Origin of the sequence: Kitasatospora sp. NPDC088351 (assembly GCF_040685575.1) — a bacterium.
Taxonomy (GTDB): domain Bacteria; phylum Actinomycetota; class Actinomycetes; order Streptomycetales; family Streptomycetaceae; genus Kitasatospora.
Genome location: NZ_JBFBIL010000028.1, coordinates 17405 through 43417, shown reverse-complemented (window position 1 = coordinate 43417; position 26013 = coordinate 17405). Strand labels below are relative to the sequence as shown.

The following is a 26013-nucleotide window of genomic DNA, read 5'->3' as shown; positions in this document are numbered from 1 at the left end:
AACCTCCCGTGGACACCATGCGCGAACGCTTCTTCGACGTCACCACCCGCCTGCTCGACGACGACCCCCGGCTGGCCGTCGTGCTCGCCGACATCAGCGCCGCCGGCTTCGCCACGGCCGCCGGGCGCCACCCCGACCGGGTGATCAACGTGGGCATCCGCGAGCAGCTGCTGATCGGCGCCGCCGGCGGCCTGGCGCTCGCCGGGATGCGGCCGATCGCCCACACCTTCGCCGGCTTCCTGGTCGAACGCCCCTTTGAGCAGGTCAAGTTGGACCTCGTGCACCAGGGCGTCGGCGCGGTGCTGGTGAGCGCCGCCGGCTCGTACGACTGGCCGGCCGGTGGCCGCACCCACATGTCGCCCGGCGACGTCGCCCTGCTGGACACCCTGCCGGACTGGACCGTCCATGTGCCCGGACACCCCGACGAGGCCGAGCGGTTGCTGCGCCACGCCGTCGCCGACGGCGACCGCAATGTGTACGTCCGGCTCTCCGCGCACCAGAACGCGGCGGCGGTCCCGGTCGAGGCGGGCCGCTTCAGCACCGTCCGCCGGGGCTCGGCGGGCGTGGTGGTCGCGGTCGGGCCGATGCTGGACGCCGCGCTGGCGGCCACCGAGGGCCTGGACGTCACGGTGCTGTACGCGGCGACGGTGCGGCCGTTCGACGCGGCCGGGCTGCGCGCGGCCGCCGCCGGGCGGGCGGACGTGGTGCTGGTCGAGCCCTACCTGGCCGGGACCTCCGCCAACGAGGCGCACGCCGCGCTGAACGACCGGCCGCACCGGGTGCTGGGCCTCGGGGTGCCGCGCGAGGAGCACCGGCACTACGGCTCGATCCCCGAGCACCTGGCCGCCTACGGCCTGGACGCCGCCTCCCTGCGGGAGCGGATCGGCACCTTCCTCTGGTGAGCCGGTTTCCCCGGTGAGCCGGTTCCTTCGGTCGGCCGGACGGCTCAGGTCCGGACGACCGCGACCGACCCGGCGGCCAGCCGTGCCACCGTGCCGTCGAGCCCGCACCCGCCGAACGACGCCACCGTCTCCCGCCCGGCGGCGCCCAGCGGCACCTCGGCGGCCCCGGGGCCCAGGTTGACCGCCACCCGGTACGGCCCCCGGTGCACCACCAGCCAGCGGGCGGCCTCGTCGTACTCCACCCGGACGGCGGCGAGGTCCGGGTCGGACAGCTCCGGCCGGGCGCGCCGCAGCCGGATCAGCGTGCGGTACCAGGCGAGCAGCCCGGCGTGCGGGGCGCGCCGGGGTTCGGTCCAGTCGAGGACGGAGCGCAGTACGGTGGCCGGCTCCTGCGGGTCCGGCACCTCCCCGGCCTGCCAGCCGTGCTCGGTGAACTCCCGCCGCCGGCCCTGCCGGACGGCCTCCGCGAGGTCCGGGTCGGTGTGGTCGGTGAAGTACTGCCAGGGGGTGGTCGCGCCCCACTCCTCGCCCATGAACAGCATCGGGGTGAACGGCGAGGTGAGCACCAGCGCGGCCCCGGCGGCGAGCGGTCCGGGGCCGAGGCCGGCCGAGATCCGGTCGCCGAGCGCCCGGTTGCCGACCTGGTCGTGGGTCTGCAGGTAGCCGAGCAGCCGGTGTCCGCCGGCCGGCGGGAACGGGCGGCCGTGGCCGCGGCCGCGGAACGAGGACCGGCCGCCGTCGTGGAAGAAGCCGCGGCTGAGCGTTTTGGCGACGGCGGCCAGCGGCGCGCGCGCGAAGTCGCCGTAGTAGCCCTGGGATTCACCGGTGAGCGCGGTGTGCAGGGCGTGGTGGAAGTCGTCGCTCCACTGGGCGGTGAGGCCCTGGCCGCCGGCCTCGCGCGGGGCCGTGGTGCGGGGGGAGTTGAGGTCGGACTCGGCGACGAGGAACAGCGGGCGGTTGGTGGCGACGGCCAACCGGTCGACCGCGCCGGAGAGTTGTTCCAGGAAGTGGACGGCGCGGTCGTCGGCGAGGGCGTGCACCGCGTCCAGCCGCAGGCCGTCGATCCGGTAGTCGCGCAGCCAGGCCAGCGCGCTGCCGATCAGATAGTCGCGCACCTCGTCCGAGCCGGGGGCGTCCAGGTTGACCGCCGAGCCCCACGGGGTGTGGTGCCGGTCGGTGAAGTACGGGCCGAAGCGGGGAAGGTGGTTGCCGGACGGGCCGAGGTGGTTGTGCACCACGTCCAGGACGACGCCGAGGCCCTTGCGGTGGGCGGCGTCCACGAAGCGCTTCAGCCCCTCCGGGCCGCCGTAGGGCTCGTGCACGGCCCAGAGCGAGACCCCGTCGTAGCCCCAGCCGTGCCGGCCGGGGAACGGGCAGACCGGCATCAGTTCGACGAAGTCGACGCCCAACTCGACCAGGTGGTCCAGGCGTTCGGTGGCGGCCTGGAAGGTGCCGGCGGCGGTGAAGGTACCGATGTGCAGCTCGTACAGGACGGCGCCGGGCAGCGGACGGCCGCGCCAGCCGGTCCGCGACCAGCTGAACGCGGCGTGGTCCACCGGGCGGCTGGGCCCGTCCGGCCCGTACGGCTGCCGGGGCGAGCGCGGGTCGGGCAGCGGCGGGCCGCCGTCCAGGCGGAACGCGTAGTCCCCGGTGGGTGCCCCGCCGTGCCACCAGCCGGGCCGGGCGCCGTCCCGGGCCAGCGCGTGCCGCTCGCCGCCGACCTCCACCTCGACCCGTTCGGCGGCCGCCGGGGCCCACACCTCGTACGTCCTCACCCGCGGCCCCTCCGGGTCAGCAGCGACACCGGGCAGGCGGCCAGCAGCTCGGCCACCGGCACCGCGCCCCCTGGGTAAGCCCGCCCGGTCAGCTCGTCCGTCCACACCGCGTCCGCCCCCGGTCCGCCGCTCCCGGTCCGGCCCGGCGGCAGCTCCAGCACCGTGTCCCGCCAGCCGCCCGCCCGTTCGAGGCCGTACGGCAGCCGGGTGGCCGCCGTGACCACGTCGTCCCCGCGCGCGAAGGCGAGCAGATGGCCGGCGGCGCGGCCGGTGGCGGTCAGCGGCCGGTAGGCGCCGAGCGGCCGCTCGCGCCGCAGGTGGAGCGCGGCCGCGGTGAGGTGCAGTTTCTCCCGCGCGAGGTCCCCGGTCCTGGCCGTGGCGGAGTCGGTGAGCCGGACGGCGAGCGCGCCGAGGTCCACCACGCCCCGGTTGTCCGGGTCCACCAGCGTGTACAGCGGCTCCTCGCCGCCCTGGTAGAGGTCCGGCACCCCGGGCACGGTCAGGTGCAGCAGCGCGGCGGAGAGGGTGTTGGCCCGGGCGTACGGCGCGAGCGTGTGCCCGTACCCCTCGATCCGGGGGAGCAGCCCGGGGTTGCCGTAGACGGCGCGGGCGCGGTCGGCGAGGGCCCGCTCGAAGCGGGCGTCGGGGGCCGTCCAGGAGGTGCGCAGCTTGGCCTCGCGGGCGGCCTTGAGCAGGGCGGTGACCAGCCGGTCCGGGTCGATCGGCCAGGCGGCGACCAGGGTCTGCCAGAGCGTCCAGTCGCTGTCCGGGTCACCGCCGGGGCCCGCGGCCGCGGACCAGGCGGCGGCCTCGGCGGCCCAGCGGTCCGGCTGCTCGGCGAGGACGGCGAGCCGGGCCCGGGCGTCGGCGCTGCGTTTGGTGTCGTGGGTGGAGAGCGCCGTCATGGTGTGCGGCCAGTGCGCCTCGATGTACCGGCACCAGTCGTGGAAGGCGCCGGGCGGGAGCCCGGGCCTGGCCGGTTCGCCGCCGACCTCGTTGAGGCTCAGCAGGGCGTTCCACCGGTAGAAGGCGGTGTCCTCGACGCCCTTGGCGGCGACGGCGGCGGCGGTCTGCCCGAAGCGGGCGCAGAACTCCTCCTTGGCCGGCCCGCCGCCGAGCCGCCCCAGCGCCAGGTCCGCGACCAGGGCGTCCGTGGCGTCCCCGTCCGCCGCCCCGGCCCCGTCCAGCGCGGCCCGCAGCTGCCTGGCGGAGGCCTCCGGCACCGGCTCGCCGGGCCGCGCGTACGGGCGGTACGCGGGGTAGCCGGTGAGCACCCGCCGGAGCGCGGCCCGCAGCCGCCAGGGCGCGTGGTCGGCGTACGCGGGCTCGTCGGCGCCGATCCGGAGGGCGATCCGGACCAGCCGCTCGACCTCGGCCGCCAGCTCGCCGTTCGGGCCGGTCATGTCGGACCGGCCGCGCCGGGCGGCGGCGACGGCCGGGTGCGGGTCGGCGCACGGCTCGCCGCCGCCGGGCACACCGCTGACGAAGGCCTCGTACGCCCCCGCCAGCCGGCAGGCGCCCGCGTGGTCGGTGAGCACGCCGTCGATCCGGCGCAGCGCGTCGTACCCGGTGGTGCCGGCGCACGACCAGTCCGCGGGGAGCCGTTCGTCGCCGGTGAGGATCTTCTCGACCACGGTGTACGCCCCGCCGGTGGCCTCGGCGAAGCGGTTCAGATAGCCGCGCGGGTCGGCGAGGCCGTCCGGGTGGTCGATCCGGAAGCCGTCCAGGACGCCGTCGGCGTGCAGCCGCAGCAGCAGGCCGTGCGTCGCCTCGAACACCTCGGGCACCTCGACCCGGACGGCGATCAGCTCGTTGACGGTGAAGAACCGCCGGTAGTTCAGCTCGGTGCGGGCGAGGCGCCACCAGGCGAGCCGGTACCACTGCCGGGCGAGCAGCTGGTCGAGCGGGAGGCCGGCGGTGCCGGGCCGGAGCGGGAAGGCGTGGTCGTGGTAGCGCAGCACCTCGCCGTCGACGGTGAACTCGTCGAGGACGGTGCCGAGCCGGCCGCCGAGCAGCGGCAGCAGGACCCGGCCGCGGCCGGGGTCGTCGGCCGGCCCCGGCTGGGCCGCCCAGTCGATGTCGAACCAGCGGGCGTACGGCGAGTCGGGGCCGTCCCGCAGGACGTGCCAGAGCGGCTGGTTGAGCCGTTCGGGGACGGGGACGGCCATGTGGTTGGGCACCACGTCGGCGATCAGCCGCAGGCCGTGCCGGTGGGCCTCGGCGGCCAGCGCGCGCAGGGCGGCCTCGCCGCCGAGCTGCTCGCTGATCCGGCCGTGGTCGACGGTGTCGTAGCCGTGGGTGGAGCCGGGGGCGGCCGTCAGCAGGGGGGAGAGGTGCAGGTGCGAGACGCCGAGGGCGGCGAGGTAGGGGACGGCGGCGGTGGCGTCCCGGAGGGTGAAGCCGGGCTGGAGCTGGAGCCGGTAGCTGGCGGTGGGGGCGGCGGGCCCCGGGGCGGCCGCGGTGGACGGTACGGCGGCCGGGCGTGGCTGCGCGGGCTCGGCGGCGTAGGTCATGTGTCCATGACTACCCGGGCGAGCCCGCCGTCAAGACCCGTTGCTGATCCGAACAGGTGAACCACCTGCTCAGGCGGGCCGTTGCAGCACCATCAGCGAGCGGTCGGTGAGCCAGAGCACGTCCCCGGCCTTGACCCGGGCACCGGCGCCGGGGGCGGGCAGCCGGGGCTGGGCGGTGTCGACCACGACCTGCCACTCCTGCCCGTGGTCGGCCGGGACGGTGAACTCCAGCGGCTCGAAATGGGCGTTGAACATCAGCAGGAAGGAGTCGTCCACGATCCGCCCGCCGCGCCGGTCCGGCTCGGAGATGGCGTAGCCGTTGAGGAAGACGGTGAGCGACTTGGCGTAGTTGGCGCCCCAGTTGCGCTTGGTCATCTCCTCCCCGCTGGGGGTGAACCAGGCGATGTCGGTGAGGTCGTCGTGCGTTCCGGAGACCGGGCGGCCGTGGAAGAAACGGCGGCGGCGGAAGACGGGGTGGTCGCGGCGGAGCCAGATCATGCCCTGGGTGAACTCCAGCAGCCGGGCCTCCGGGCCGTCGCCCTGCGGCCAGTGCATCCAGGACAGCTCGTTGTCCTGGCAGTAGGCGTTGTTGTTGCCCTGCTGGGTGCGGCCGAGTTCGTCGCCGTGCGAGAGCATCGGCACGCCCTGGGAGAGCATCAGGGTGGCGATCAGGTTCCGCTGCTGGCGGGCGCGCAGCTCCTCGACGGCGGGGTCGGTGCAGGGGCCCTCGGCGCCGCAGTTCCAGGAGCGGTTGAAGGATTCGCCGTCCCGGTTGTCCTCGCCGTTGGCCTCGTTGTGCTTCTCGTTGTAGGAGACCAGGTCGCGCAGGGTGAAGCCGTCGTGGCAGGTGACGAAGTTGATGGAGGCGATCGGGCGGCGGCCGTCGTCCTGGTAGAGGTCGGAGGAGCCGGTGAGCCGGGAGCCGAACTCGGCGAGCGTGGCGTTCTCGCCGCGCCACAGGTCGCGGACGGTGTCCCGGTACATGCCGTTCCACTCCGTCCACAGCGGGGGGAAGTTGCCGACCTGGTAGCCGCCCTCGCCGAGGTCCCAGGGCTCGGCGATCAGCTTGGCCTGGGAGACCACCGGGTCCTGCTGGACCAGGTCGAAGAAGGAGGAGAGCCGGTCCACCTCGTGGAACTGCCGGGCCAGGGTGGCGGCGAGGTCGAAGCGGAAGCCGTCCACGTGCATCTCGGTGACCCAGTAGCGCAGCGAGTCCATGATCAGCTGGAGCACGTGCGGGCTGCGCATCAGCAGGCTGTTGCCGGTGCCGGTGGTGTCCTCGTAGAACCGCTGGTCCCGGGCGAGCCGGTAGTAGGAGACGTTGTCCAGGCCGCGCAGCGAGAGGGTGGGGCCGAGGTGGTTGCCCTCGGCGGTGTGGTTGTAGACGACGTCCAGGATCACCTCGATGCCGGCCGCGTGCAGGGCCTTCACCATCGACTTGAACTCCTGCACCTGCTGGCCGCGGTCCCCGGTGGAGGAGTAGGAGGAGTGCGGGGCGAAGAAGCCGATGGTGTTGTACCCCCAGTAGTTGGCCAGGCCCAGGTCGCGCAGCCGGTGGTCGCGGACGAACTGGTGCACCGGCATCAGCTCGATCGCGGTGACGCCGAGCTTGGCCAGGTGCTCGATCACGGCCGGGTGGGCCAGGCCCGCGTACGTCCCCCGGATCTCCTCGGGGATGCCCGGGTGGAGCTTGGTCAGCCCCTTCACATGGGCCTCGTAGACCACCGTGCGGTGGTAGTCGGTGCGCGGCGGGCGGTCGGTGCCCCAGTCGAAGTACGGGTTGATCACCACGGAGTGCATGGTGTGCGGGGCGGAGTCCAGGTCGTTGCGGCGCTCCGGCGCGCCGAAGTGGTAGCCGTAGACGGCCTCGTCCCAGCCGATGTGCCCGCTCATGGCCTTGGCGTACGGGTCCAGCAGTAGCTTGGCGCTGTTGTGCCGCTGGCCGAGGCCCGGGTTGTGCGGGCCGTGGACGCGGAATCCGTAGCGCTGGCCGGGCTGGACGCCCGGGAGGTAGGCGTGCCGGACGAAGGCGTCGGTCTCCCGCAGCTCCACGGCCGTCTCCGAGCCGTTCGCGTCGAGCAGGCAGAGCTCGATCCGGTCGGCGCTCTCCGAGAACACCGCGAAGTTGGTGCCGGCCCCGTCGAAGGTGGCACCGAGGGGGTAGGGCGCCCCTGGCCAGACCTGCATGAGTCCTCAACTCCCCTGTAGTCAACGGAAACTGACGTGCAGTCCGATTGTGCTCCGGGCTCGGTTGCTCTCTTCCCGGCCGGGCGGCCGGGCATGTGCGGCGGTCGCGTGCCGCGCTGGACGGCACAGTCCGCATACTCCCCGACGCTTCGCCCGGCGGCGGGACCATTTGCCCTGTGTTCGCCCGAACGGGTGTCCGGCGGGTGATCGGCGGGTGCCCCCGGGGCCGCCGGGGCGCGGCCGGGCGCGGCTGGGCGTGGCGGGGCGGGCCCGTCGGTCAACCGGCTGCGGGCCGCTCGCGGCGGGCAGTACTCTTGATCGTCCGGCCGCTTCGTGTCCGTGGCGATCCATCAGAAGAAACGATCAGCAGAGCCTTCCGGCAGAACCGGCGGAAGCGGGGCTCCAGCAGGAACCAGGTGAGGTGGCGCATGGTGTTCCCCGCCGGCGGCCGTGGCGGTGGGCCCGGTGGCCCCGACCGCGGCAGCACCCGCAGCGAGGCGCCGACCGTCGTCATGCGCCCCACCCTGACCGGCCGCGCCGTCGTCCCGGCCCAGGGCGGCCCGGTCGAGATCCCCGCCCTGGCCTGGTCCGGCGCCGAGTGGGAGGACGCCTACCAGCGGGTCCGGCTCGCCGGGCGCGCGTACGTCTGGCTCAACCTGGTCGAACAGCGGCTGCGCTCGCTCGTCGACGAGGTGCTCCACCCCATCTACGCCCCCGCCCACGGCGAGGACTGGGTGACGGCCGCGGCCGGACCGGCCGGCGAGGAGTGGGCCCACCGGGCCGGCGCGGTCCGCGAGGTCAGCCGCCGCAAGGGCTATCTGCTCGACCCGGCCGACGACGACCCGCTGGTCTTCCTCACCCTGCCCCAGCTGCGCGAACTGATGGTCCAGCACTGGCCCTGCTTCGAGCCGTACCTCGCCGACCGGCGGGAGATCGAGCTGGCCCTGGACGAACTGGAGGTCGCCCGGCACGTGGTCTCGCGCAACCGCGTCCTCACCCAGACCGTCCTCGCCCAGACCGAACGCGCCGCCGCCCGGCTGCTCGCGGTGCTCGACGGCGGCGCCGGCGGCGTCCCGGCCGACGTGGTCGAGTCCCTGGTGGCCGGCCGCTACGCGGACGTGGTCGCGGTGCACGCCGACCGGGTCCGGCTCCAGCGCGACCTGCCGGTGGAGGACCTGCTGGACGGCGCCCGGCGGCTGGACGCGCTCGGCATCGGCCTCGGCATGCTCTGCCAGAACTACACCGGCAAGCGGCTGGTGCGCCTGGCCACCGACGGCTGCCGGGTCCGGCTGCTCTTCCTCAACCCGGCCAGCAGCGCGGTCCGCCGCCGCGAGCGCGAGCTGGGCCTCGGCCGCGGCGAGCTGGCCCGCTCGATCGAGATGAACATCATGCACGTCCGCCGGGTCCGGGCCCGGCTGCGCGACCAGGGCGGCTTCGAGATCCGGGTCTTCGACGAGACCCCGCGGTTCACCGCCTACCTGGTCGAGGGTCCGCGCCCGGCCGGCCAGAGCGGCGGCGGCCGCCGCCAGACCCGCGACCTCGGCGTCGTCCAGCCCTACCTGCGGCGGGCCCGGGGCATGGAGTCGCCCGCCCTGGTGCTGCGCGGCGGCGCCGGCCAGCAGCCGGGCGGCACCGAGGCCGGGCTGCTGGAGGTCTACCGCGAGGAGTTCGAGGGCGTCTGGGCGGACTCCAGGCCGGTGTCCTGACAGCCGTTCGCCGGGGTGGCCGGACGGCTGGGGTGCTACGGCCATGAGGCGGCTGGGAGACTACGGCCATGAACAGCCCCGCCGACGCCCCCGCCTGGACCCTGCGCACCGCCGAGGCCGCCGACGTCGAACCCGTCGCCGAACTCCGCGCCGTGGTGATGCGCCCCGACCTCGAACGGCTCGGCCGCTACGACGAGGACCGGGTCCGCCGGCGCCTGCGGGACTCCTTCTCCACCCGCTACACCTCGATCGTCCTGGTGGACGGCGAGTTCGCGGGCTGCGTCACCGTCCGCCCCGCCGAGCAGGGCGGCCGGCTGCTGGAGCACTTCTACCTCGCCCCGCACCACCAGGGCCGCGGCCTCGGCTCCGCCGTCCTGCGCACCGTCCTGGCCGCCGCCGACGCCGCGGGCGAGCCCGTCCGGCTCGACGTGCTCCGGGGCAGCGCCGCCCGCCGCCTCTACGAACGCCACGGCTTCGCCCTGGAGTCCGAGGACCCGGTCGACGTCCGCCTGGTCCGCCCGGCCGGGTCGCGCGAGGCGACCGCCGCGTAGCAGGGGGCCGCTGGGCCGGGCCCGCCCGCCCCAGCGGCGGCATTGTCGGTGGGGCGGGCGATGATAGGGGCTGCTTCGACCAACCGGACGGAAGGACACACCCCTATGAGCTGGTGGCAGCAGCCACTGGTCGGCTTCGACCTGGAGACCACGGGTACGGACCCGGCCGCGTCCCGCATCGTCACGGCCGCCCTCGTGGACACCGTCGGAGCCCGCCGGCTGAGCGCCACCGGCTGGCTGCTCGACCCCGGTGTCCCGATCCCCGCCGAGGCCGAGGCGATCCACGGCATCGGCGACGACCTGGCCCGGAGCAAGGGCCGCCCGGCCAAGGAGGCGGTGGACGAGATAGCCGCGGCGCTGTGCGAACGGCTCGCCGCCGGCCGCCCGGTGGTCGCCTTCAACGCGCCCTTCGACCTCTCGCTGCTCGACGCCGAACTGCGCCGCCACGGCCTGGCGCCGCTCGCCGAGCGGCTCGGCGGCCCGGTCGCGCCGGTGCTGGACGCGCTGGTCATCGACCGGGCCGTGGACAAGTACCGCAAGGGCTCCCGCACCCTCCAGCGGGTCTGCGAGGTGTACGGCGTGGAGCTGACCGACGCGCACGAGGCCGGCAGCGACGCGCTGGCCGCCGTCCGGGTCGCCGTCGCCCTCGCCGAGCGCTACCCCGGCCAGGTCGGCGACGTCCCGCTGGCCGAGCTGCACGACCTCCAGATCGGCTGGCACCACGACTGGGCGGAGGGCCTCCAGGCCTGGCTGCGCCGCGCCAAGGACCCGCAGGCCGTCATCGACCCCCGCTGGCCGCTGCGCTGAGCCCATCGGCTCAGCTGTACGCGATCTTCTCCACCTCGTACAGCTGGGCGGCGCCGATCCGGTCCTCGCCCAGGGAGAGCAGCCAGGGCAGCAACTCGGCCGTGGCGTCCAGCTCGTCGTAGAAGCCGAGCCGGAGCCCGGAGAGCTGCCCGTAGGACAGCCAGCCGGCCATGGCGTCGGAGAGGTGGCGCTCCGCCGCCTCGGTGCGGGTCGCGGCCCAGATGCCGAGCCACGGTGCCAGGGAGCCGGTACTGACGGCGATCGTCTCCAGCACGCCGGTGACGGGGGCGACGCCGGGGTGCCGGTGCAGGGTCGCCCGCCACCAGGCCGACCAGACCGCGTCCAGCGCCTCCCGCTCGGGGCCCGGCCAGTCGCGCCAGCCGGCTTCGAGCAGCCGGGAGGCGATCAGGCCGTGGTCGACGTGCAGCCGGCCGGTGGCCAGCGCCCGGACGATTCGGGGCGTCATTTTTCGGTACAGGCCCGGACCGTCGTCCCAGTGGCCGATCGATTTGGCGGAGACGGACGGGATCAGCTCCTCGGGCACCAGCCGGGCGGGCCCGGCGAGCGCCGCGAGCCCGGCGTCGGGGTAGCAGTAGGCGCAGCCGCCCACGTCGAACGGCTGGTCGGAGAACGGTGCGAAGGCGGCGTCCAGCGCGTCGAGCGCGGTGCGGAGCCGCTGGTCGGGGTCGGTCACGATCACCTGCGGGGGGACCTCGTCCGGCGTGCCGGAGAAGAGATCGACGCTATCACGCACGCTCAGCCGGGTCGCGCCCGAGGGCCCGGGTCTTGGCGAGGGCGAACTCGGCGGCGTCCAGGGCGCCTTCGCGGTGCAGGGCGGACAGCCGCTCCAGCTCGTCGACCAGCCGCGGGTCGCCATCGCGGTCGGGGGCGGCGTCGGCGGGGCCGGGCGTGGGGAAGGTGACCCGGGCGGTGCCCGGGTGCAGCGGGTCCAGGTGTCGGAGATAGGGGAGTTCAGCTCGCCGGGAAGTCGAAGCGGTAGCCCTGGGCGATCAGCCAGGGGATCAACTGCCGCAGCGCGGCCACGGTTTGGCTGCGGTCGCCGCCGCCGTCGTGCAGCAGGATCACGCCGCCGGGCTTCAGCTGGCTCCGCACGGTGGAGACGATCGAGGCGACGCCAGGGCGGGACCAGTCGCGCGGGTCCACGGACCAGCCGAGCGGCCGCATGCCCAGGTCGGCGGAGATGCGCTCGTTGTCGGCGTTGAACCCGCCGCCGGGGGCGCGGAACCAGCCGACCCCGGTGCCCGGCCCGCCGGCCCGGACGATCATGTCCTTGGCGGCGGAGATCTCGTACACGGCCTTGTCGTGCGGGAGCGCGGCGAACGGCTGCGGGTGGTGCACGGTGTGGTCGCAGAGCCGGTGGCCGGCCGCCAGGACACGCCTGACCATCGCGGGGTCGGCCGCGGCCTGCCGGCCGATCTGGCAGAACGTCGCCTTGACGCCGTACTGCGCGAGCAGGTCCAGGATCTGGCCGGTGGCGGGGCCCGGGCCGTCGTCGAAGGTGAGCGCCACGGTCCGTCCGCCGGAGGCGGTGGAGCGGACGACCGCGGCGGATCCACCGCTCGCGGGCGGAGCGGGCTGCGCGGGCGGGGTCTGGGCCCCGGTGGCCGGCGGGGCGGCCGGCGTCGTCGGGGGCTGCGGGGGCTGCGAGGGCGTCCGGACCGGCGGCTTCGACGCGGTCGGCGGTGTGGCGGCGCCCGTCGCGGGCCTGGGCGCGGACGGCTTCGGGGTGCCGGTCGGCCGGCCGGGCGGGGTGGGGGCGGAGACCGGCACGCCGTCCGAGCCCGGCGCCGGGACGACGGACGGACCGCCGGGCGGCCCACCGGACGGTGCGCCGGGCACCGACGGCGCGCCGGTGCCCGGCTGCGGCTGGAGCGCCCCGTTGGCCGTGCCGCAGGCCGCCAGGGCCAGCGAGGCGGCCACCGCGAGGCAGCCCGTGATCAGCGGGCGAAGGCGCCGGACCGACGGACACGACGGACGCGGCGGCCTCGGCGGGACGGAGGGGCTCGACGACGGTCGTGGCGGGGTGGCGTGCTCAGGCATGGCGGCGGCTCCTGAGATGGTGAGGCGGCGCGATCCCTCGGTCAGGGCAGGGCGACTCTCCGGTGGGACGCCGGTGCCAGGCCTCCCGGTTGCGTCCCCGTCCGGTCAGAACGGGTACCAGTGCACGTCCGTCGCCCCCTCGCGCAGCGAGTCCACCCGGCGGCGGAACTCGGCGAGCGCGGCCGGATTGCCCGGCGCCTGCTGCGCCACCCAGGAGGCGCTGGCCGTCTCGCGGGCCCCGCGCAGCACCGCGAAGCCGGGCCACTCGCGGACGTCCCAGCCGTACCCCTCGGTGAACGCCCGGTAGTCCTCACCCGGTACGCCGTACCGGTCGTGGCTGAGCGCGAGCACCACCAGGTCGTGCTCGCGCAGGTCGTGCGAGACGTTCTCCAGGTCGAGCAGGACCGGGCCGTCCGGGCCGACGTGGACGTTGCGTGGCAGTGCGTCGCCGTGGATCAGCCCCGGCGTCAGATGCGGGGTCAGGTCCGGCAGGGCGGCGGTGAAGGCGTCCCGGCGGTGGCGCAGGAAGGCGACGTCGACGGGGTCGACGTGTCCCTCGGCCGAGGCCAGCCAGCGTTCGACCGGGGCCAGCAGGTCGCGCCGGGCCAGCGGGAAGGGCGGCAGCGGCAGCCGGTGCAGGGCGCGCAGCAGCGGGGCGAGGTCGGCGGGGCGGGCGGGCCGCTCGGGGGGCGCGAGCCGGTGCCAGAAGGTGACGGGGTGCCCGTGGGCGAGCTGCGGCTCGGGCTCGACGGCGTCGTACGGGCGGACCACCGGGATGCCCTGCCCGGCCAGCCAGTCGGCGACGGCCAGCTCGTGGTGGGCCCGGTCGTAGAGCTCGGGGCCGCGGCCGACCTTGGCGACCACGGCCGGGTCGCCGAGGTCGAAGACGGCGTTCTCGCCGAGCGCCAGCAGCCGGGCGTTGCCCGGGCCGGGCAGGCCGGCGGACTCGCAGGCGTGGGCGAGCAGCAGCCGGGCGCGGCCCTCGTCGAAGGGGATCATGGACGCGGCTCCGTTCCTCGGGGTGGCCGAGCGGCTCGGCCGGGGGTGGGGGACGGTGATCATCATGACGCACGAGGGCCGGGCCCCGCGTGACGCGGGGCCCGGCCGTGGAGCGGAGGAGCCGGTGGTTCCGGTGGTGGTGTGGTGCCGGTGGTGGTGTCAGACCTCGATCCGGCGGTGCCGCGCCCCCTCCGCCGGGGCGCCGGCGGGGGCGGGGACGGTGCCCTGCGAAACCTGGCCGGCATCGACCGGCGGGAAGCTCTCGCCGTGCGAGAGCTCGGGCAGCCAGCGCAGCCAGGACGGCAGGTACCAGTTGCGCTCGCCGAGCAGGGTCATCACCGAGGGCAGCAGCACCGCGCGGATCACGGTCGCGTCGATCAGCACCGCGACCGCCAGGCCGACGCCCATCTGCTTCATCGCCTGCATGGAGAGGGTGCCGAAGACCCCGAACACCGCCACCATGATCACCGCGGCGCTGGTGACCACCCCGGCCGTGGAACGGATGCCGTGCGCGATGGCCGTCCGGGTCGGCAGGCCGCGGTCGCGGCCCTCCTTGATCCGGGAGACCACGAAGACGTGGTAGTCCATCGAGAGGCCGAAGAGGATCACGAAGAGGAAGAGCGGCACCCAGGACTCGACCGCGCCGACCCCGGCGGTGCCCAGCAGCGAGGCGCCCACCCCGTGCTGGAAGACCAGCGTCAGCACCCCGTACGCGGCGCCGACCGAGAGCAGGTTGAGCACCACGGCGGTGGCGGCGACGGCCAGCGAGCGGAACGAGGTCAGCATCAGCAGGAAGGCGAAGAGCACCACGAAGCCGAAGACCAGCGGCATCGAGCCGGTCATCTTCGCGTTGAAGTCGTAGGAGCCGGCGGTGCGGCCGGTGACCGGGGCCTCGGTGCCGGGCACCTTGAGCACGGTGGCGGGCACGATCTCGCCGCGCAACGTCTTCAGCGCGTCGTTGCTGGCGGTGTCGTTGCCGCTGCCCTGCAGCGGGATGTCGACGGTGGCGATGTTCTTCTCGGGGTGCACGGCGACCTCGATCGGGCCGTGCATCCGGCCGCTGGCCAGGGCCCTGGTCCTGAGGTCGGCGATCGCGGCGGTCATCGCCGGGGAGGTGATGTCGGTGGCCTTGATCACCACGGTGGCGGGGGCGGGGCTGCCGGGGAAGGCGGCCTCGATCTTCTCCGAGGTGGTGACCAGTTCGTTGCCCTTGGGCAGCTGCTGCTGGAAGGTGAGGTTGGCGGTGTGCATGGTCAGCATCGGCGCGGCGAGGCCGACCAGGAGCGCCCCGGCGAGCACGGTGGCGGCCAGCGGGTGGCGCAGCACGGGGGTGAGGACGGCGTTCCAGACCCGGCCGCCGGTCGCGGCGGCGTCCGGGCGGCGCAGCCGGGCCAGCAGCGGGACGCGGCCCTTCTCGACCTTGTCGCCGAGCATCGACAGCAGCGCGGGCAGGACGGTCAGCGAGCCCAGCACGGCGGTGATCACGACCACGATGGTGGCGTAGGACATGGCCTGGAACTCGGCGATGCCGGTGAGGAACATGCCGGCCATGGCGACCACGACGGTGACACCGGAGACCAGGACGGCCCGGCCGCTGGTGGCGGCGGCGATCTTCAGCGCGGTCTCCAGGTCGCGCCCGGCGGCCCGCTCCTCGCGCTCGCGGCGCAGGTAGAAGAGGCAGTAGTCGACGCCGACCGCGAGGCCGACCAGCAGCATCACCGAGCTGGCGTTGTCGCTGGTGTGCAGGAAGCCGCTGCTCAGCGCGACCAGCCCGCCGGCCGCGACGAAGGCGGTGATGGCCAGCACCACCGGCAGCACGGCGGCGACCAGCGCGCCGAAGGCGATCAGCAGGATGCCGAGCGCGAGCGGCACGGCGGTCCACTCGGCGCGGGCGAAGTCGTCGGAGAACTGGTCCTGGATCCACTTGTTGGAGCTGGCGTCGCCCAGCTCGACCACGGTCAGGTCCGGGTGCTGCTTCTGCACCTGGGCGACGGCGTCCATGATGGCCGGGACGTTCTCGACGGCCTCCTTGCGCTCGCCCTTGACGGTGAACTGGACGAGCGCCGAGTGCCCGTCCGCGGAGACCGCCTTGGTGTCGTACGGGGATTGGACACCTTCGGCCTTGCCGGTGCCGTTGACGGCGCTCACCACCTGGTCGACGGCGGTTCGGAAGGTCGGGGCGTCGGCGGTCAGCGCGGTGCTCTGGACGAGGACGGTCTCACTGGCGGGGGGCTTGAGGCCTGCCTCGTCGAGGATCTTGGCGGCGCGGGCGACCTGGCCCGGCATCGACTCGGAGTCGGCGACCTTCTCGCTGCCGTGCAGGCCGCCGAGGAAGGTGGCGAGGACGACGAAGAGCAGCCAGCCGAAGACGGCTGTCTTTCTGTTCCGGGCGCTCCAGGCGCCCATCGAGGCAGCCATGCCGAGCTTGGTCTTCACGGGATTTCCCCCAGGGAGAGCGGCGGTCATCGCCGGGTGAGCGGCGGTGGCCACCCCGGCGGGATCAGGTCGCGGGCGGTGCGCCCGGCGTCGCAATCGACAGTAGGGAAAAGGCCGTTGACCAGGTATCCGGCTGGCGGGGGAGTTCTTCCTGGGGGTTTCCTCGGGGGAGGGGTGGGGTTATCCCTACCCCCCTACCCTGATGTCTCCTCCCTCGGGGTGGGGGAGGGAAGTCCACCCTGAGGGGGAGCGGTCTCCACCCCGAGTACGAGGTACGGGGGTCGTCCGGCGGGTGAAGATGGTCGGGGCTCACCGTTCGGCGACCCTGAGGGGGTCGGCCACGGGGGCTGCTTGCCGGGCGGCAAGCAAGTTCTCGTAGGATGATGTCCTCTGAACACTTACCTGCCGACCGGCAAGGGGGCTCCGCGTTCCCCGCCGGTCCTGCCGTCGCCCGACGTCCCGTCCCTCAGGGCTGCGGTGAGTCATGCCCAGGAGGCATCACGAGCATGTTCCACCGAATAGGACAATTCGTCGTCCGCTACGCCTGGTGGGTGATCGCGGCGTGGATGGTCGCGGCCATCGCGATCATCGGGACGGCGCCCAAGCTGACCGCCAACACGGACGAGTCGGCGTTCCTGCCCAAGCACTACGAGTCCATCCAGGCCATGCAGGTCCAGGAGAAGGCCTTCCCGTCCGCCGTCTCGCCGTCGGCGCTGCTGCTCTTCGAGCGTACCGACGGCGGCAAGCTGGACGAAGCGGACAAGGCCGCCATGGCCAAGGTCGTGCAGGGCCTGACCGACAAGAACATCCCGCTGGTCCAGAAGGTCCTCCCGGTCAGTGACGAGTCCGTCTCCAAGGACGGCAAGTACGCCATGTCGATGGTCGCCATCGACAAGTCGAAGATGCAGACCGACGAGTACAGCGACGCCGCCAAGAAGCTGCGCGAGGAGGGGACTTCGCTCGCTTCCGGCAGCGCCCTGAAGTTCCAGGTCGGCGGCCCGGCCGCGAGCGCCCTGGACCAGAAGGACTCCGGCAAGACGGCGGAGATGCTGATCGGCGTCGGCACCATCGTGATCATCCTGCTCACGCTGGGGATCATCTTCCGCAGCCCGATCATCGCGCTGCTGCCGGTCATCTCGGTGGCCATCTACTCGATGGTCGCCAACGGGCTGATCGCCGACGCCAGCAAGCTGTTCGGCCTCAAGGCCGACAACTCGATGTCCGCGATCCTGATCGTGGTGCTGTACGGCGTCGGTACCGACTACTTCCTGTTCCTGATGTTCCGCTACCGCGAACGGCTGCGGGCCGGGGACACCCGCAAGGAGGCCGTGGCCAACGCCGTCGGCCGGGTCGGCGAGGCGATCGCCTCCGCGGCCGGCGCCGTCGTGGTCGCCTTCGCGGTGCTCGTCCTCTCCAGCCTCGGCATGTTCAAGGCGCTCGGCCCCTCGCTGGCCATCGCCGTGGCGGTCACCGCGGTCGCCTCGGTCACCCTGGTGCCGGCGATCCTCTGCCTGATCCCGGAGCGGGTGCTGTTCTGGCCGTCCAAGGCCTGGCAGCGCGAGCCCTCCAGCGCCCGCTTCGCCGCGATCGGCCGCGGCGTCAGCCGCCGCCCGGCCATGGCCGCCCTGGTCTCCGGTCTGGTGATGGTCGGCCTGGCGCTCGCCGCCCTCGGCTACAAGGGCACCTTCGACCTGGCCGGCAGCTCCATGCCGAAGACCAAGGAGTCGATGGTCGTCCAGGACACGATGATCAAGGCGTACTCGGCCGGCGCCGCCGACCCCGCCCACGTCTACGTCTCCAGCCAGAACGGCACCAAGCTCGACGCCGCCGGCCTCCAGGGCTACGTGGCGGAGCTCGGCAAGGTCGACGGCGTCAGCGGCGCTGTCCTGGCCGACCCGGCGCGCAACATCAGCGCGGACGGCCTCACCGCCGACATCACCGTGGTGCTGAAGGACGAGTCGGCCAGCAACGCGGCCATCGACACCATCGGCGCGGTCCGTGATGTCGCTCACGACAAGGCCCCGGCCGGCACCAAGGCGTACGTCGCCGGCACCAGCTCCGTGTACAAGGACATCAACACGGCGATGGTGCACGACTACACGCTGGTCTTCCCGGTCGCCGCCCTGCTGATCATGATCATCCTCGGCCTGCTGCTGCGCAGCGTGGTCGCCCCCTGGTACCTGATGGCCTCGGTCGGCCTCGGCTTCGGCGCCACCCTCGGCGCCACCAAGCTGGTCTTCCAGGACATGAAGGGCGAGGCGGGACTGATGTTCATGCTGCCGATCTTCATCTACCTGTTCGTGGTGGCGATCGGCACCGACTACAACATCCTGATGATCGCCCGCCTGCGGGAGGAGGCCCGGGAGGGCCGCAGCCCGCGCGAGGCGGCCGGTCAGGCGATCCGCCACGGTGGTCCGACGGTGGCCGCGGCCGGGTTCATCCTGGCGGCGACCTTCGCCACCATGCTGCTCGCGGGCAACACCATGCTCAGCGAGATGGGCTTCTCGATCGCCATCGGCATCATCGTCTCGGCCTTCGTGATGTCGATGTTCTTCACCCCGGCGCTCACCGCGCTGCTCGGCCACCGCGCCTGGTGGCCCGGCCACGGCGACACCGTCGGCCACGGTTCCGGCCCGGCGCCGCTCGCCGGCGCGCACGACGTACCGGAACCGGCCGGACGGCACTGACCGTTCGTAGTCGGCCAGGGGCGGGCGGTACTCTCTTCGGGGGGTGCCGCCTGCCCCCTTTCCCCGGCCGGCAAACGTGACGTGCTGGGCAAAAAAGCCCCGGTCACTCGGGGTGTCGTCGTGCTACAGTCGAACCAGTTGCAGTTTTGGTTCCCATGAACGTGTGTGTGCGCCTGCTGGTTCCAACCAACAGGCGCATTTGTTTTGTCCGGTGTTTCAGTCTCCGGATGGGGATCGCGGCTACTTTGGGGCCCGCGAGGTGCGGGTTCCGATGCCCCAGTTTTTAGAGGAGACGGTTATGGCTACCGGCACCGTGAAGTGGTTCAACAGCGAAAAGGGCTTCGGCTTCATCGAGCAGGACGGTGGCGGCGCCGACGTGTTCGCCCACTACTCGAACATCGAGGCGCAGGGCTTCCGTGAGCTCGTCGAGGGCCAGAAGGTCGAGTTCGACGTCACGCAGGGCCAGAAGGGCCCGCAGGCCGAGCACATCCGCGTCATCTGAGTCCAGCCACAGAGCTGACTCGCGATCTCGCGCAGCGAGGGCCCGTACCGCACGGTGCGGGCCCTCGCCCATGCCGCCGAACGGCCGGGGCGGCACCTGACTCCCGACGGCCGAACCGCCCCGATCCCGGGGTGCCAGACGACCGGACGGAGACTCCGTGACCACCCCTGCCCGCTCGCCCCGCGAGGGCGACCGCAACCGTAAGCCCCGCAGCCGCAACACCGGCGCGGGTGCACCGCGCAGCGCCGGCACCCGTGGTGGCGCCCCCCGCAACGGCGCACCCCGCAAGAGCGCCCCGCGCGCCGCCGAGCCCGCCGACTTCACCGTGGTCGAGGGCACCCCGCCCCGCCCGCCGGTGGCGAGCTTCGCCGAGCTGGAGCTGCCCAAGGGCATCCTGAGCGCGCTCACCCGTGAGGGTGTCATCGAGCCGTTCCCGATCCAGGCCGCCACCCTGCCGGACTCCATGGCCGGCCGCGACGTGCTCGGCCGCGGCCGCACCGGCTCCGGCAAGACCCTCGCCTTCGGCCTGCCGCTGCTCGCCCGCACGGCCGGCCGTCGCGCCGACGCCCGGTACCCGCTGGCGCTCGTCCTGGTACCCACCCGCGAGCTGGCCCAGCAGGTGACCGACGCGCTCACCCCCTACGCCACCGCGGTCAACCTGCGGATCGCCACCGTCGTCGGCGGCATGTCGATCACCCGGCAGGCCAACGCCGTGCGCCGCGGCGCCGAGGTCCTGGTCGCCACCCCGGGCCGGCTGGACGACCTGATCAACCGCGGCGACGTCCGGCTGGACCACGTCGCCATCACGGTCCTCGACGAGGCCGACCAGATGGCCGACATGGGCTTCCTGCCGCAGGTCACCAAGCTGCTGGAGCAGGTCGCCGAGGGCGGGCAGCGGATGCTGTTCTCCGCCACCCTGGACCGCAACGTGGACCGCCTGGTGCGGCGCTTCCTGACCGACCCGGTGACCCACTCGGTCGACCCGTCGGCCGGCGCGGTGACCACCATGGACCACCACGTGCTCCAGCTGGACGCGTCCGACAAGGCGTCCGCCACCGCGCACATCGCCTCCCGCGAGGGGCGCCTGATCATGTTCGTGCACACCAAGCACGGCGCCGACCGCCTCGCCAAGCAGCTGCTGGCCAACGGCGTGAAGGCGGCCGCCCTGCACGGCGGCAAGTCCCAGCCGCAGCGCAACCGGGTGCTCGACCAGTTCCGCGACGGCCACGTCACCGCGCTGATCGCCACCAACGTCGCCGCCCGCGGCATCCACATCGACGGCCTCGACCTGGTCGTCAACGTCGATCCGCCGATCGACCACAAGGACTACCTGCACCGCGGCGGCCGCACCGCCCGGGCCGGCGAGTCCGGCACGGTCGTCACCCTGGTCCTGCCCGAGCAGCGCCGCGAGGTCAGCCGGCTGATGACGGTGGCCGGCATCCGCCCGACCACCACCAAGATCCGCCCCGGCGACGCCGAGCTCAGCCGCATCACCGGCGCCCGCACCCCCAGCGGCGTGCCGGTCACGGTGGCCGTCCCGGTCGTCACCCAGCCGGCCGCCGCCGCGGACGGGAAGGCCGGCGCCCCGCGCCGCCGCCCCGCCAAGCGCTCCGGCCTGCCGACCGACGTCGACATGAACGGCAACCCCCGCCGCCCCCGCCCCAAGCAGCGCATGGGCGCGGCCGGCGGCGGCCAGGGCGGCGGCGGCTCCCGCCAGGCGGCCGGCTTCATCGGCCGCTCCTCCGGTCGCGCCAAGCCCGGCTCCGGCACCAAGTCCGGCTCCAACTACGGCACCGGCCGCCAGCGCCGCAAGTCGGACTGACGCCACCTGACCAACGGCCCGGCACCCCTGACGAGGGGTGCCGGGCCGTTCTGCACTCCTGTGGGCAACGGTCAGACCGTGCCGAACTCGCCATCCTGGACGGCCGCCACGAAGGACTGCCAGGCGTCGGCCGGGAAGATCAGAGCGGGGCCGGCCGGGTCCTTGGAGTCGCGGACGGGCATGAGGCCGGCGAACCCCGGCGCGACCTCGACGCATGCGCCGCCGTTGCTGCTGTAGCTGGACTTGATCCAGTGTGCGCGGGTCAGGTCAGTGCTGGACATGGGGATGGTTCCTCCCGGACGGCGCGGATCATGGCAAGGGAATCGGCCCTCGACAGTGCTAGCAGGGCCGTGTGCTTGTGCTGGAACCACATCAGCACCAGCGTGCCGCCTGTGTTCAGTACTTCGTCGACCTTGCGCGCGAACTGCTCGCTGGGCGCCTCGCGGGATGCAAGTTCGGTGTAGGAGACGTACGAGGGGTCGTAACCGACCTTCCTGGCCAACTCTGCCTGCGTCAGCCCCGCAGCCTCGCGTGACCTGCGAAGTTGCACGCCGAAAGGCGCCCAGTGGCTTGATGACGGATCAAGTTGCTTTCGATTCACCATGGTTCACCAACCTGGGAAGGCGTCAGTCTCCTGTCAGGAGATGAGGCCGATCGTACGCCAGCAAGGTCCGTCGTGGGTACGGATTGTGAGAGTTCATGAGCACAGAGCTACCTGTGGCGGTTGGAACATGGTGATGGATCGCAGGATTCCCAAGATGGGGTCGTTGTCTCCAGCCGGAAGATCAGCCTCCGGGGCCTCGGGTCTCGGCCGGTTCGGCCGTTCGCGCGAGGGTGTCGCTCGTGGTCTAGGCCTCGGCGGCGAGGTTGGGGTTGGCGCTGACGCCTGTCCCGGTGAAGCTCAGCCGGGGGCGTGGCGGGGTCTCGCCCTCACCCGTCGGGCGGAGTGTGTGACGGCGGATCTCCTCGGCCTGCCCGGCACTCAGTCGCCCGATGAGGTCGGGGAGTTCGGGTTGGCGGTCGTGGGCGACACTCATGTCACGAGGCTACCGACCCCGTACCCGTCGCTGCGGGTGGCTCAGGCGGTGCGGGCCGGGGCGGCGAGGGTGGCCGAGCGGGCGGCGTCGTAGCGGGTCAGGAGGAGGCGGGCGACCTCGGGGGCGGGGCCCAGGACGCCGGCCAGGAGGTCGGCGCCGGCGTCCTCGGCGGCGGTCGCGATGCGGTCCGGGAGGAGGCCGGGGGCGAGCAGGTACGGCGCGACGGCGACCTGCCGGGCGCCCGCGGCGCGCAGGGCGGCGACGGCGTCGGGGACGCGGGGCCCGGCGGCGGAGGCGTAGGCGACCTCGGCGGCGGCCCAGCCGCGGGTGCGGCGCCACTCGGCGGCCACCGCCCGGGTGGCGGCGTCGGCGGCCGGGTCGGAGGAGCCCGCGGCGGCGAGGACGACACCGGTGCGGGCCCGGACGGCGGCGGAGGAGACGTCCAGCCCGGCCTCGGCGAGGCGGCGGTCCAGGGCGGCGAGCAGCAGCGGCGAGGGGCCGAGCACGTCCGCCACGGGCAGGGCGGCGCCGGCCGCGCGCAGGGCGGCGGGGATGTCGTGCTTGGCGTGGAAGGCGCGGTTGAGCAGCAGCGGCACGGCCACGGCGGCGGTGAGGCGGGCGACCACCTGCGGGATGCGCGGCGCGCAGTGGTCCAGGTAGGCGGTGGCCACCTCCAGGCCGGGCCGCAGGGCGCGGACCTGCCCGACCAGCGCGGCCACCGTCGCGGCGTGCCGGGGGTCGCGGCTGCCGTGGGCGATCAGCAGCAGGGCGGGGCCGCCCGCCGCCACCGGGGTGGTGGCGGCGGACAGCCGGCCTTCGTTCCTGCGGAGCATGCGGAGCGGCCTTACTTGACGGCGGCCAGCAGGCCGCGGTTGCGCAGCACCCGGCGCTCGATCGGGGTGAACACCAGGAGCTCGATGGCGATCCCGACGAACAGGATGAGGATGATACCGAGCAGCACCCCGGCCATGTCGGAGAACTCCCGCTGGTTCTCCAGGTACCGGCCCAGGCCCAGGCCCAGGTCGGGGGAGGAGGCGACGAGTTCGGCCGCCATCAGGGAGCGCCAGGAGAACGCCCAGCCCTGCTTGAGGCCGGCCAGGTAGCCGGGCAGCGCGGCCGGCAGCAGGATGTGCCTGGCCCCGGCCAGGCCGGTGGCGCCGATGGTCCGTCCGGCCCGCAGGAACAGCGGCGGCACCTGGTCGATGCCGGACACCAGCCCGTTGGCGATGGACGGGACGGCGCCGAGCAGGATCACCGCGTACATCATCGAGTCGTTGATGCCGAGCCAGATGACGGCGGCCGGCACCCAGGCGACCGACGGCAGCGACTGCAGACCGGAGAGCACCGGCCCGAGGGCGGCCCGCACCGGCTTGACCCGGGCGACCACCAGGCCGATCGGGGTGCCGATGACGACGGCGACCACGAAGCCGGACAGGCCGCGCCAGACGCTGGTCCAGATGATCGAGAACAGCGTGCCTTCCGTCCAGAGGTCCCCTGCGGCCCCCAGGACGTCGGCCGGGCTGGGCAGCTTGTACGAGGGGGTGAGGTGCAGGCTGTAGGCGCCCTGCCAGAGGGCGAGCACCAGCACCACGCCGAGCAGCGGCGGCAGCGCCTTCTGCCGGAGCACCTCGCCGAGCGAACTGCGCTGCGCGGTGACGGAGTCCAGCGCGTCCAGGCCGGCCCCGACGTCGGCCGAGTCGGTGGGCGCGGCCTTGTCCAGGACCGGGGTGGTGTCAGTGCTGGCCATGGCGACGGATCTCCCCACGCAGTTCTTCGGTGATCTCGATGGACAGGTCGGCGACACCGGCGGACTCGATCCGGCGCGGCTGTGGCAGGTCGATCCGCCACTCACGGGCGACCCGGCCGGGACGGGAGGAGAGCAGCACCACGCGCTGGGCGAGCCGGACGGCCTCCCGCACGTTGTGGGTGACGAACAGGACGGAGAGCTGCCGCTCGGCCCAGATCCGGGTGATCTCGTCGTGCAGGACGTCCCGGGTGATGGCGTCGAGCGCGGCGAACGGTTCGTCCATCAGCAGCACCGAGCCGCCCTGGGCGAGCGCGCGGGCCATCGCCACGCGCTGGCGCATGCCGCCGGAGAGCTCGTGCACGCGCTTGCCGTACGAGCCGCCGAGGCGGACGAGTTCGAGCAGCCGCTCGGCCTCGGCCTTGCGTTCGGGGCGGGCCACGCCGTTGAGCCGCAGGGCCAGTTCGATGTTCTTGCCGGCCGTGAGCCAGGGGAACAGCGCGTGCTCCTGGAACATCAGCGCGGGGCGACCCCCGGCCACCTCGATCGAGCCCGCGGTGGGCTTGTCGAGTCCGGCGACCAGGTTGAGCAGGGTGGACTTGCCGCAGCCCGAGGCTCCGAGCAGCGTGACGAACTCTCCCGGCGCGACATCGAGCGTGATGTCGTCCAGGACGGGGGTCTCCGAGCCTGCGCGGCCGAAGGACTTGTGCACGTGCGAGATCCGGACGGCGGGCGAGCCGCCGCGGGCGTCGACGCCGGTGGCGTCTTCCGAGGTGGTCAGTGCCGGGGACATCCGGGCACCTCCTGCATGAGTGGTCATGGGCCCCTCCTGCCGTTGGCGGGCAGGGAGGGAGAGGCTGGCGACGCGGGGCCGGGGTCCGGCCCCGCCCGTCCCGTGCTTGCGGGCATCGATTGGGCATCGACCGGGCGGGCGGGGTCCGGACCGCGGAGCTTGGAGCGCGGCGGCGCGCCACGGGTGTGACGCGGCCGGCCGCGGGTGGGGCGGGCCGCGCTACTTGGTGCCGAGCCCGGCGTCCGCCACGGCGCTCTGGCCCTGGGCCGCGAGCACCTTGTTGAGCAGGGTGAGGTCGTAGATGCCGTTCAGGTTCGGCTTCTTGAGCAGGCCCGCGGTGACGGCGTGGTCGGCCTCGGCCTGGAGGGTGTTGGCCAGCGGGTCGTCCAGGAAGTCGATGTCCTGCCAGGCCGGGTCGAGGATGGCCGCGTCCAGCGCGCTGCCGGCCTCCTTCTTGATGGCCTCGTTGGCGTCGGCCTTGGCCTTGTCCGGGTTGGCCTTGATGAAGGCGTTGGTGTTCACCGAGCCGCGCAGCACGGCCTCGACCACGTCCGGGTGCTCCTTGAGGAACTTCTGCGAGACGATGATGTTGGTGATCACGAACTTCTTGTCCGGCCAGATGTCCTTCTCGTTGAGCAGGACCTTCGCGCCGAGGGTGACCAGCTTGGACGCGGTGGGCTCGGGCGCCCAGGCGCCGTCGATCGAGCCCTGCTTGTAGGCGTCCGGGGTGACCTTGTTGTCCGAGCGGACCACCGAGACGTCACCGGCGCCGGTCTTGGCGTCCACCTTGTAGCCCTTGCCGGCCAGGTAGTTGAGCAGCGCCACGTCCTGGGTGTTGCCCGCCTGCGGGGTGGCGATCTTCTTGCCCTTGAGGTCGTCCAGGGAGGAGATCTTGTCGGGGTTGACCACCAGCTTGACGCCGCCGGAGGCCGAACCGCCGATGATCTTCAGCGACTCGCCGTTGGACTGGGTGTAGCCGTTGATCGCGGGGGAGGGGCCGATCCAGCCGATGTCGATGGAGCCGGCGTTGAGCGCCTCGATCTCGGACGGGCCGGCGTTGAAGACCTGGGTCTTGATCTGGGTGGCGCCCAGCTCCTTCTGGAAGATGCCCTCCTGGAGCCCGACCAGCGGGGTGCCGTGGGTCAGGTTGGCGAAGTAGCCGATCTTGACCGTGTCGGCGGAGAGCTTCGCACCGGAGGCGGAACCGGCGGCGGGGGCCGCGGAGCCGGACTTCTTGTCCTCGCTCTTCGAACCGTAGCCGCAGGCCGAGAGCAGGGCCACGGCGGTGAGGCCGGCTATGGCGGCCGCGGCGGAGCGTCTGATCCGACCGGCGGCCGGGCGTGCGGGCCTATGGGGAAGCGGGCTGTGCGGGAGTGCCTGGTTCGGTGCCATGGGCGGAGTCCTGTTCACGGACGGACCGTCAGGAGGCGGTCTCGGGGCGGAAGTCGGGCGGTGGTGCTTGCGGCATCGGGATGCCGGGCAAGCCGGGCC

General features: G+C 73.5%; 21 protein-coding genes. 7 read left to right on the top strand and 14 right to left on the bottom strand.

Annotated elements, in window-relative coordinates:
* Nucleotides 1-8: 8 nt before the first annotated feature.
* A complete protein-coding gene (locus AB0P06_RS20560) occupies nt 9-902 on the top strand; it encodes a transketolase C-terminal domain-containing protein (protein ID WP_363609239.1) in 894 nt (297 codons plus the stop codon).
* A gap of 44 nt (nt 903-946) precedes the next feature.
* Here the strand turns inward: AB0P06_RS20560 and treZ are convergent, their stop codons facing one another.
* The 3 genes from treZ to glgX all read right to left on the bottom strand — a co-directional run bounded on the left by treZ (nt 947) and on the right by glgX (nt 7377).
* Nucleotides 947-2677, bottom strand: coding sequence for a malto-oligosyltrehalose trehalohydrolase (treZ, locus tag AB0P06_RS20555; protein ID WP_363609237.1), 1731 nt, complete (start codon nt 2675-2677; stop codon nt 947-949).
* Entirely contained in the window at nt 2674-5190 is a 2517-nt protein-coding gene (treY, locus tag AB0P06_RS20550; protein WP_363609235.1) for a malto-oligosyltrehalose synthase, read from the bottom strand. Before treY ends, treZ begins: the two co-directional genes overlap by 4 nt.
* A 69-nt stretch (nt 5191-5259) precedes the next feature.
* Entirely contained in the window at nt 5260-7377 is a 2118-nt protein-coding gene (gene glgX, locus AB0P06_RS20545) for a glycogen debranching protein GlgX (protein ID WP_363609233.1), read from the bottom strand.
* A gap of 428 nt (nt 7378-7805) precedes the next feature.
* Between glgX and AB0P06_RS20540 the strand changes: the two genes are divergently transcribed.
* From AB0P06_RS20540 to AB0P06_RS20530, 3 genes are all read left to right on the top strand, one after another.
* Entirely contained in the window at nt 7806-9083 is a 1278-nt protein-coding gene (locus AB0P06_RS20540; protein WP_363609231.1) for an SAV2148 family HEPN domain-containing protein, read from the top strand.
* Nucleotides 9084-9151: 68 nt separating this feature from the next.
* Nucleotides 9152-9634 (top strand): GNAT family N-acetyltransferase, encoded by a 483-nt coding sequence (locus AB0P06_RS20535; protein WP_363609229.1) that lies wholly within the window; start codon nt 9152-9154, stop codon nt 9632-9634.
* Nucleotides 9635-9739: 105 nt separating this feature from the next.
* The gene (locus tag AB0P06_RS20530; RefSeq protein ID WP_363609227.1) at nt 9740-10441 is read left to right on the top strand and encodes an exonuclease domain-containing protein; all 702 of its coding nucleotides are present in this window, start codon (nt 9740-9742) and stop codon (nt 10439-10441) included.
* 10 nt (nt 10442-10451) lie between these two features.
* On the opposite strand, the gene AB0P06_RS20525 is transcribed toward AB0P06_RS20530, so the two are convergent.
* The 4 genes from AB0P06_RS20525 to AB0P06_RS20510 all read right to left on the bottom strand — a co-directional run bounded on the left by AB0P06_RS20525 (nt 10452) and on the right by AB0P06_RS20510 (nt 15919).
* Complete coding sequence (locus AB0P06_RS20525) at nt 10452-11195, bottom strand: hypothetical protein (RefSeq protein ID WP_363609225.1); 744 nt, start codon at nt 11193-11195, stop codon at nt 10452-10454.
* Nucleotides 11196-11413: 218 nt separating this feature from the next.
* Nucleotides 11414-12502, bottom strand: coding sequence for a polysaccharide deacetylase family protein (locus AB0P06_RS20520; RefSeq protein ID WP_363609223.1), 1089 nt, complete (start codon nt 12500-12502; stop codon nt 11414-11416).
* A 105-nt stretch (nt 12503-12607) separates the two neighbouring features.
* Nucleotides 12608-13501: an aminoglycoside phosphotransferase family protein gene (locus tag AB0P06_RS20515; RefSeq protein WP_363609221.1), complete on the bottom strand. Its 894-nt coding sequence runs from the start codon at nt 13499-13501 to the stop codon at nt 12608-12610.
* 159 nt (nt 13502-13660) lie between these two features.
* Nucleotides 13661-15919 (bottom strand): MMPL family transporter, encoded by a 2259-nt coding sequence (locus AB0P06_RS20510; RefSeq protein WP_363609349.1) that lies wholly within the window; start codon nt 15917-15919, stop codon nt 13661-13663.
* A 524-nt stretch (nt 15920-16443) separates the two neighbouring features.
* Here AB0P06_RS20510 and AB0P06_RS20505 point away from each other — a divergent pair.
* The 3 genes from AB0P06_RS20505 (at nt 16444) to AB0P06_RS20495 (ending at nt 20948) form a co-directional block, all read left to right on the top strand.
* A complete protein-coding gene (locus AB0P06_RS20505) occupies nt 16444-18624 on the top strand; it encodes an MMPL family transporter (RefSeq protein WP_363609219.1) in 2181 nt (726 codons plus the stop codon).
* Nucleotides 18625-18922: 298 nt separating this feature from the next.
* Complete coding sequence (locus tag AB0P06_RS20500; RefSeq protein ID WP_363609217.1) at nt 18923-19126, top strand: cold-shock protein; 204 nt, start codon at nt 18923-18925, stop codon at nt 19124-19126.
* A 157-nt stretch (nt 19127-19283) separates the two neighbouring features.
* Nucleotides 19284-20948 carry a DEAD/DEAH box helicase gene (locus tag AB0P06_RS20495; RefSeq protein ID WP_363609215.1) on the top strand — a complete coding sequence of 555 codons (1665 nt, stop codon included), beginning with the start codon at nt 19284-19286 and terminating at the stop codon, nt 20946-20948.
* A 71-nt stretch (nt 20949-21019) separates the two neighbouring features.
* Here the strand turns inward: AB0P06_RS20495 and AB0P06_RS20490 are convergent, their stop codons facing one another.
* From AB0P06_RS20490 to AB0P06_RS20460, 7 genes are all read right to left on the bottom strand, one after another.
* Nucleotides 21020-21229, bottom strand: coding sequence for a DUF397 domain-containing protein (locus tag AB0P06_RS20490; RefSeq protein ID WP_363609213.1), 210 nt, complete (start codon nt 21227-21229; stop codon nt 21020-21022).
* Nucleotides 21211-21552 (bottom strand): helix-turn-helix transcriptional regulator, encoded by a 342-nt coding sequence (locus AB0P06_RS20485; protein ID WP_363609211.1) that lies wholly within the window; start codon nt 21550-21552, stop codon nt 21211-21213. Before AB0P06_RS20485 ends, AB0P06_RS20490 begins: the two co-directional genes overlap by 19 nt.
* Before the next feature lie 244 nt (nt 21553-21796).
* Nucleotides 21797-21985 carry a hypothetical protein gene (locus AB0P06_RS20480; RefSeq protein WP_363609209.1) on the bottom strand — a complete coding sequence of 63 codons (189 nt, stop codon included), beginning with the start codon at nt 21983-21985 and terminating at the stop codon, nt 21797-21799.
* A gap of 41 nt (nt 21986-22026) precedes the next feature.
* On the bottom strand, nt 22027-22818 hold the full coding sequence (locus tag AB0P06_RS20475; RefSeq protein WP_363609207.1) for a sirohydrochlorin chelatase: 792 nt from the start codon (nt 22816-22818) through the stop codon (nt 22027-22029).
* An 11-nt stretch (nt 22819-22829) separates the two neighbouring features.
* The gene (locus AB0P06_RS20470; protein ID WP_363609205.1) at nt 22830-23732 is read right to left on the bottom strand and encodes an ABC transporter permease; all 903 of its coding nucleotides are present in this window, start codon (nt 23730-23732) and stop codon (nt 22830-22832) included.
* Nucleotides 23719-24522 carry an ABC transporter ATP-binding protein gene (locus AB0P06_RS20465; RefSeq protein WP_363609348.1) on the bottom strand — a complete coding sequence of 268 codons (804 nt, stop codon included), beginning with the start codon at nt 24520-24522 and terminating at the stop codon, nt 23719-23721. The genes AB0P06_RS20470 and AB0P06_RS20465 overlap by 14 nt, the downstream gene beginning before the upstream one ends.
* Nucleotides 24523-24741: 219 nt before the next feature.
* Entirely contained in the window at nt 24742-25914 is a 1173-nt protein-coding gene (locus tag AB0P06_RS20460; protein WP_363609203.1) for an aliphatic sulfonate ABC transporter substrate-binding protein, read from the bottom strand.
* Nucleotides 25915-26013: the final 99 nt, after the last annotated feature.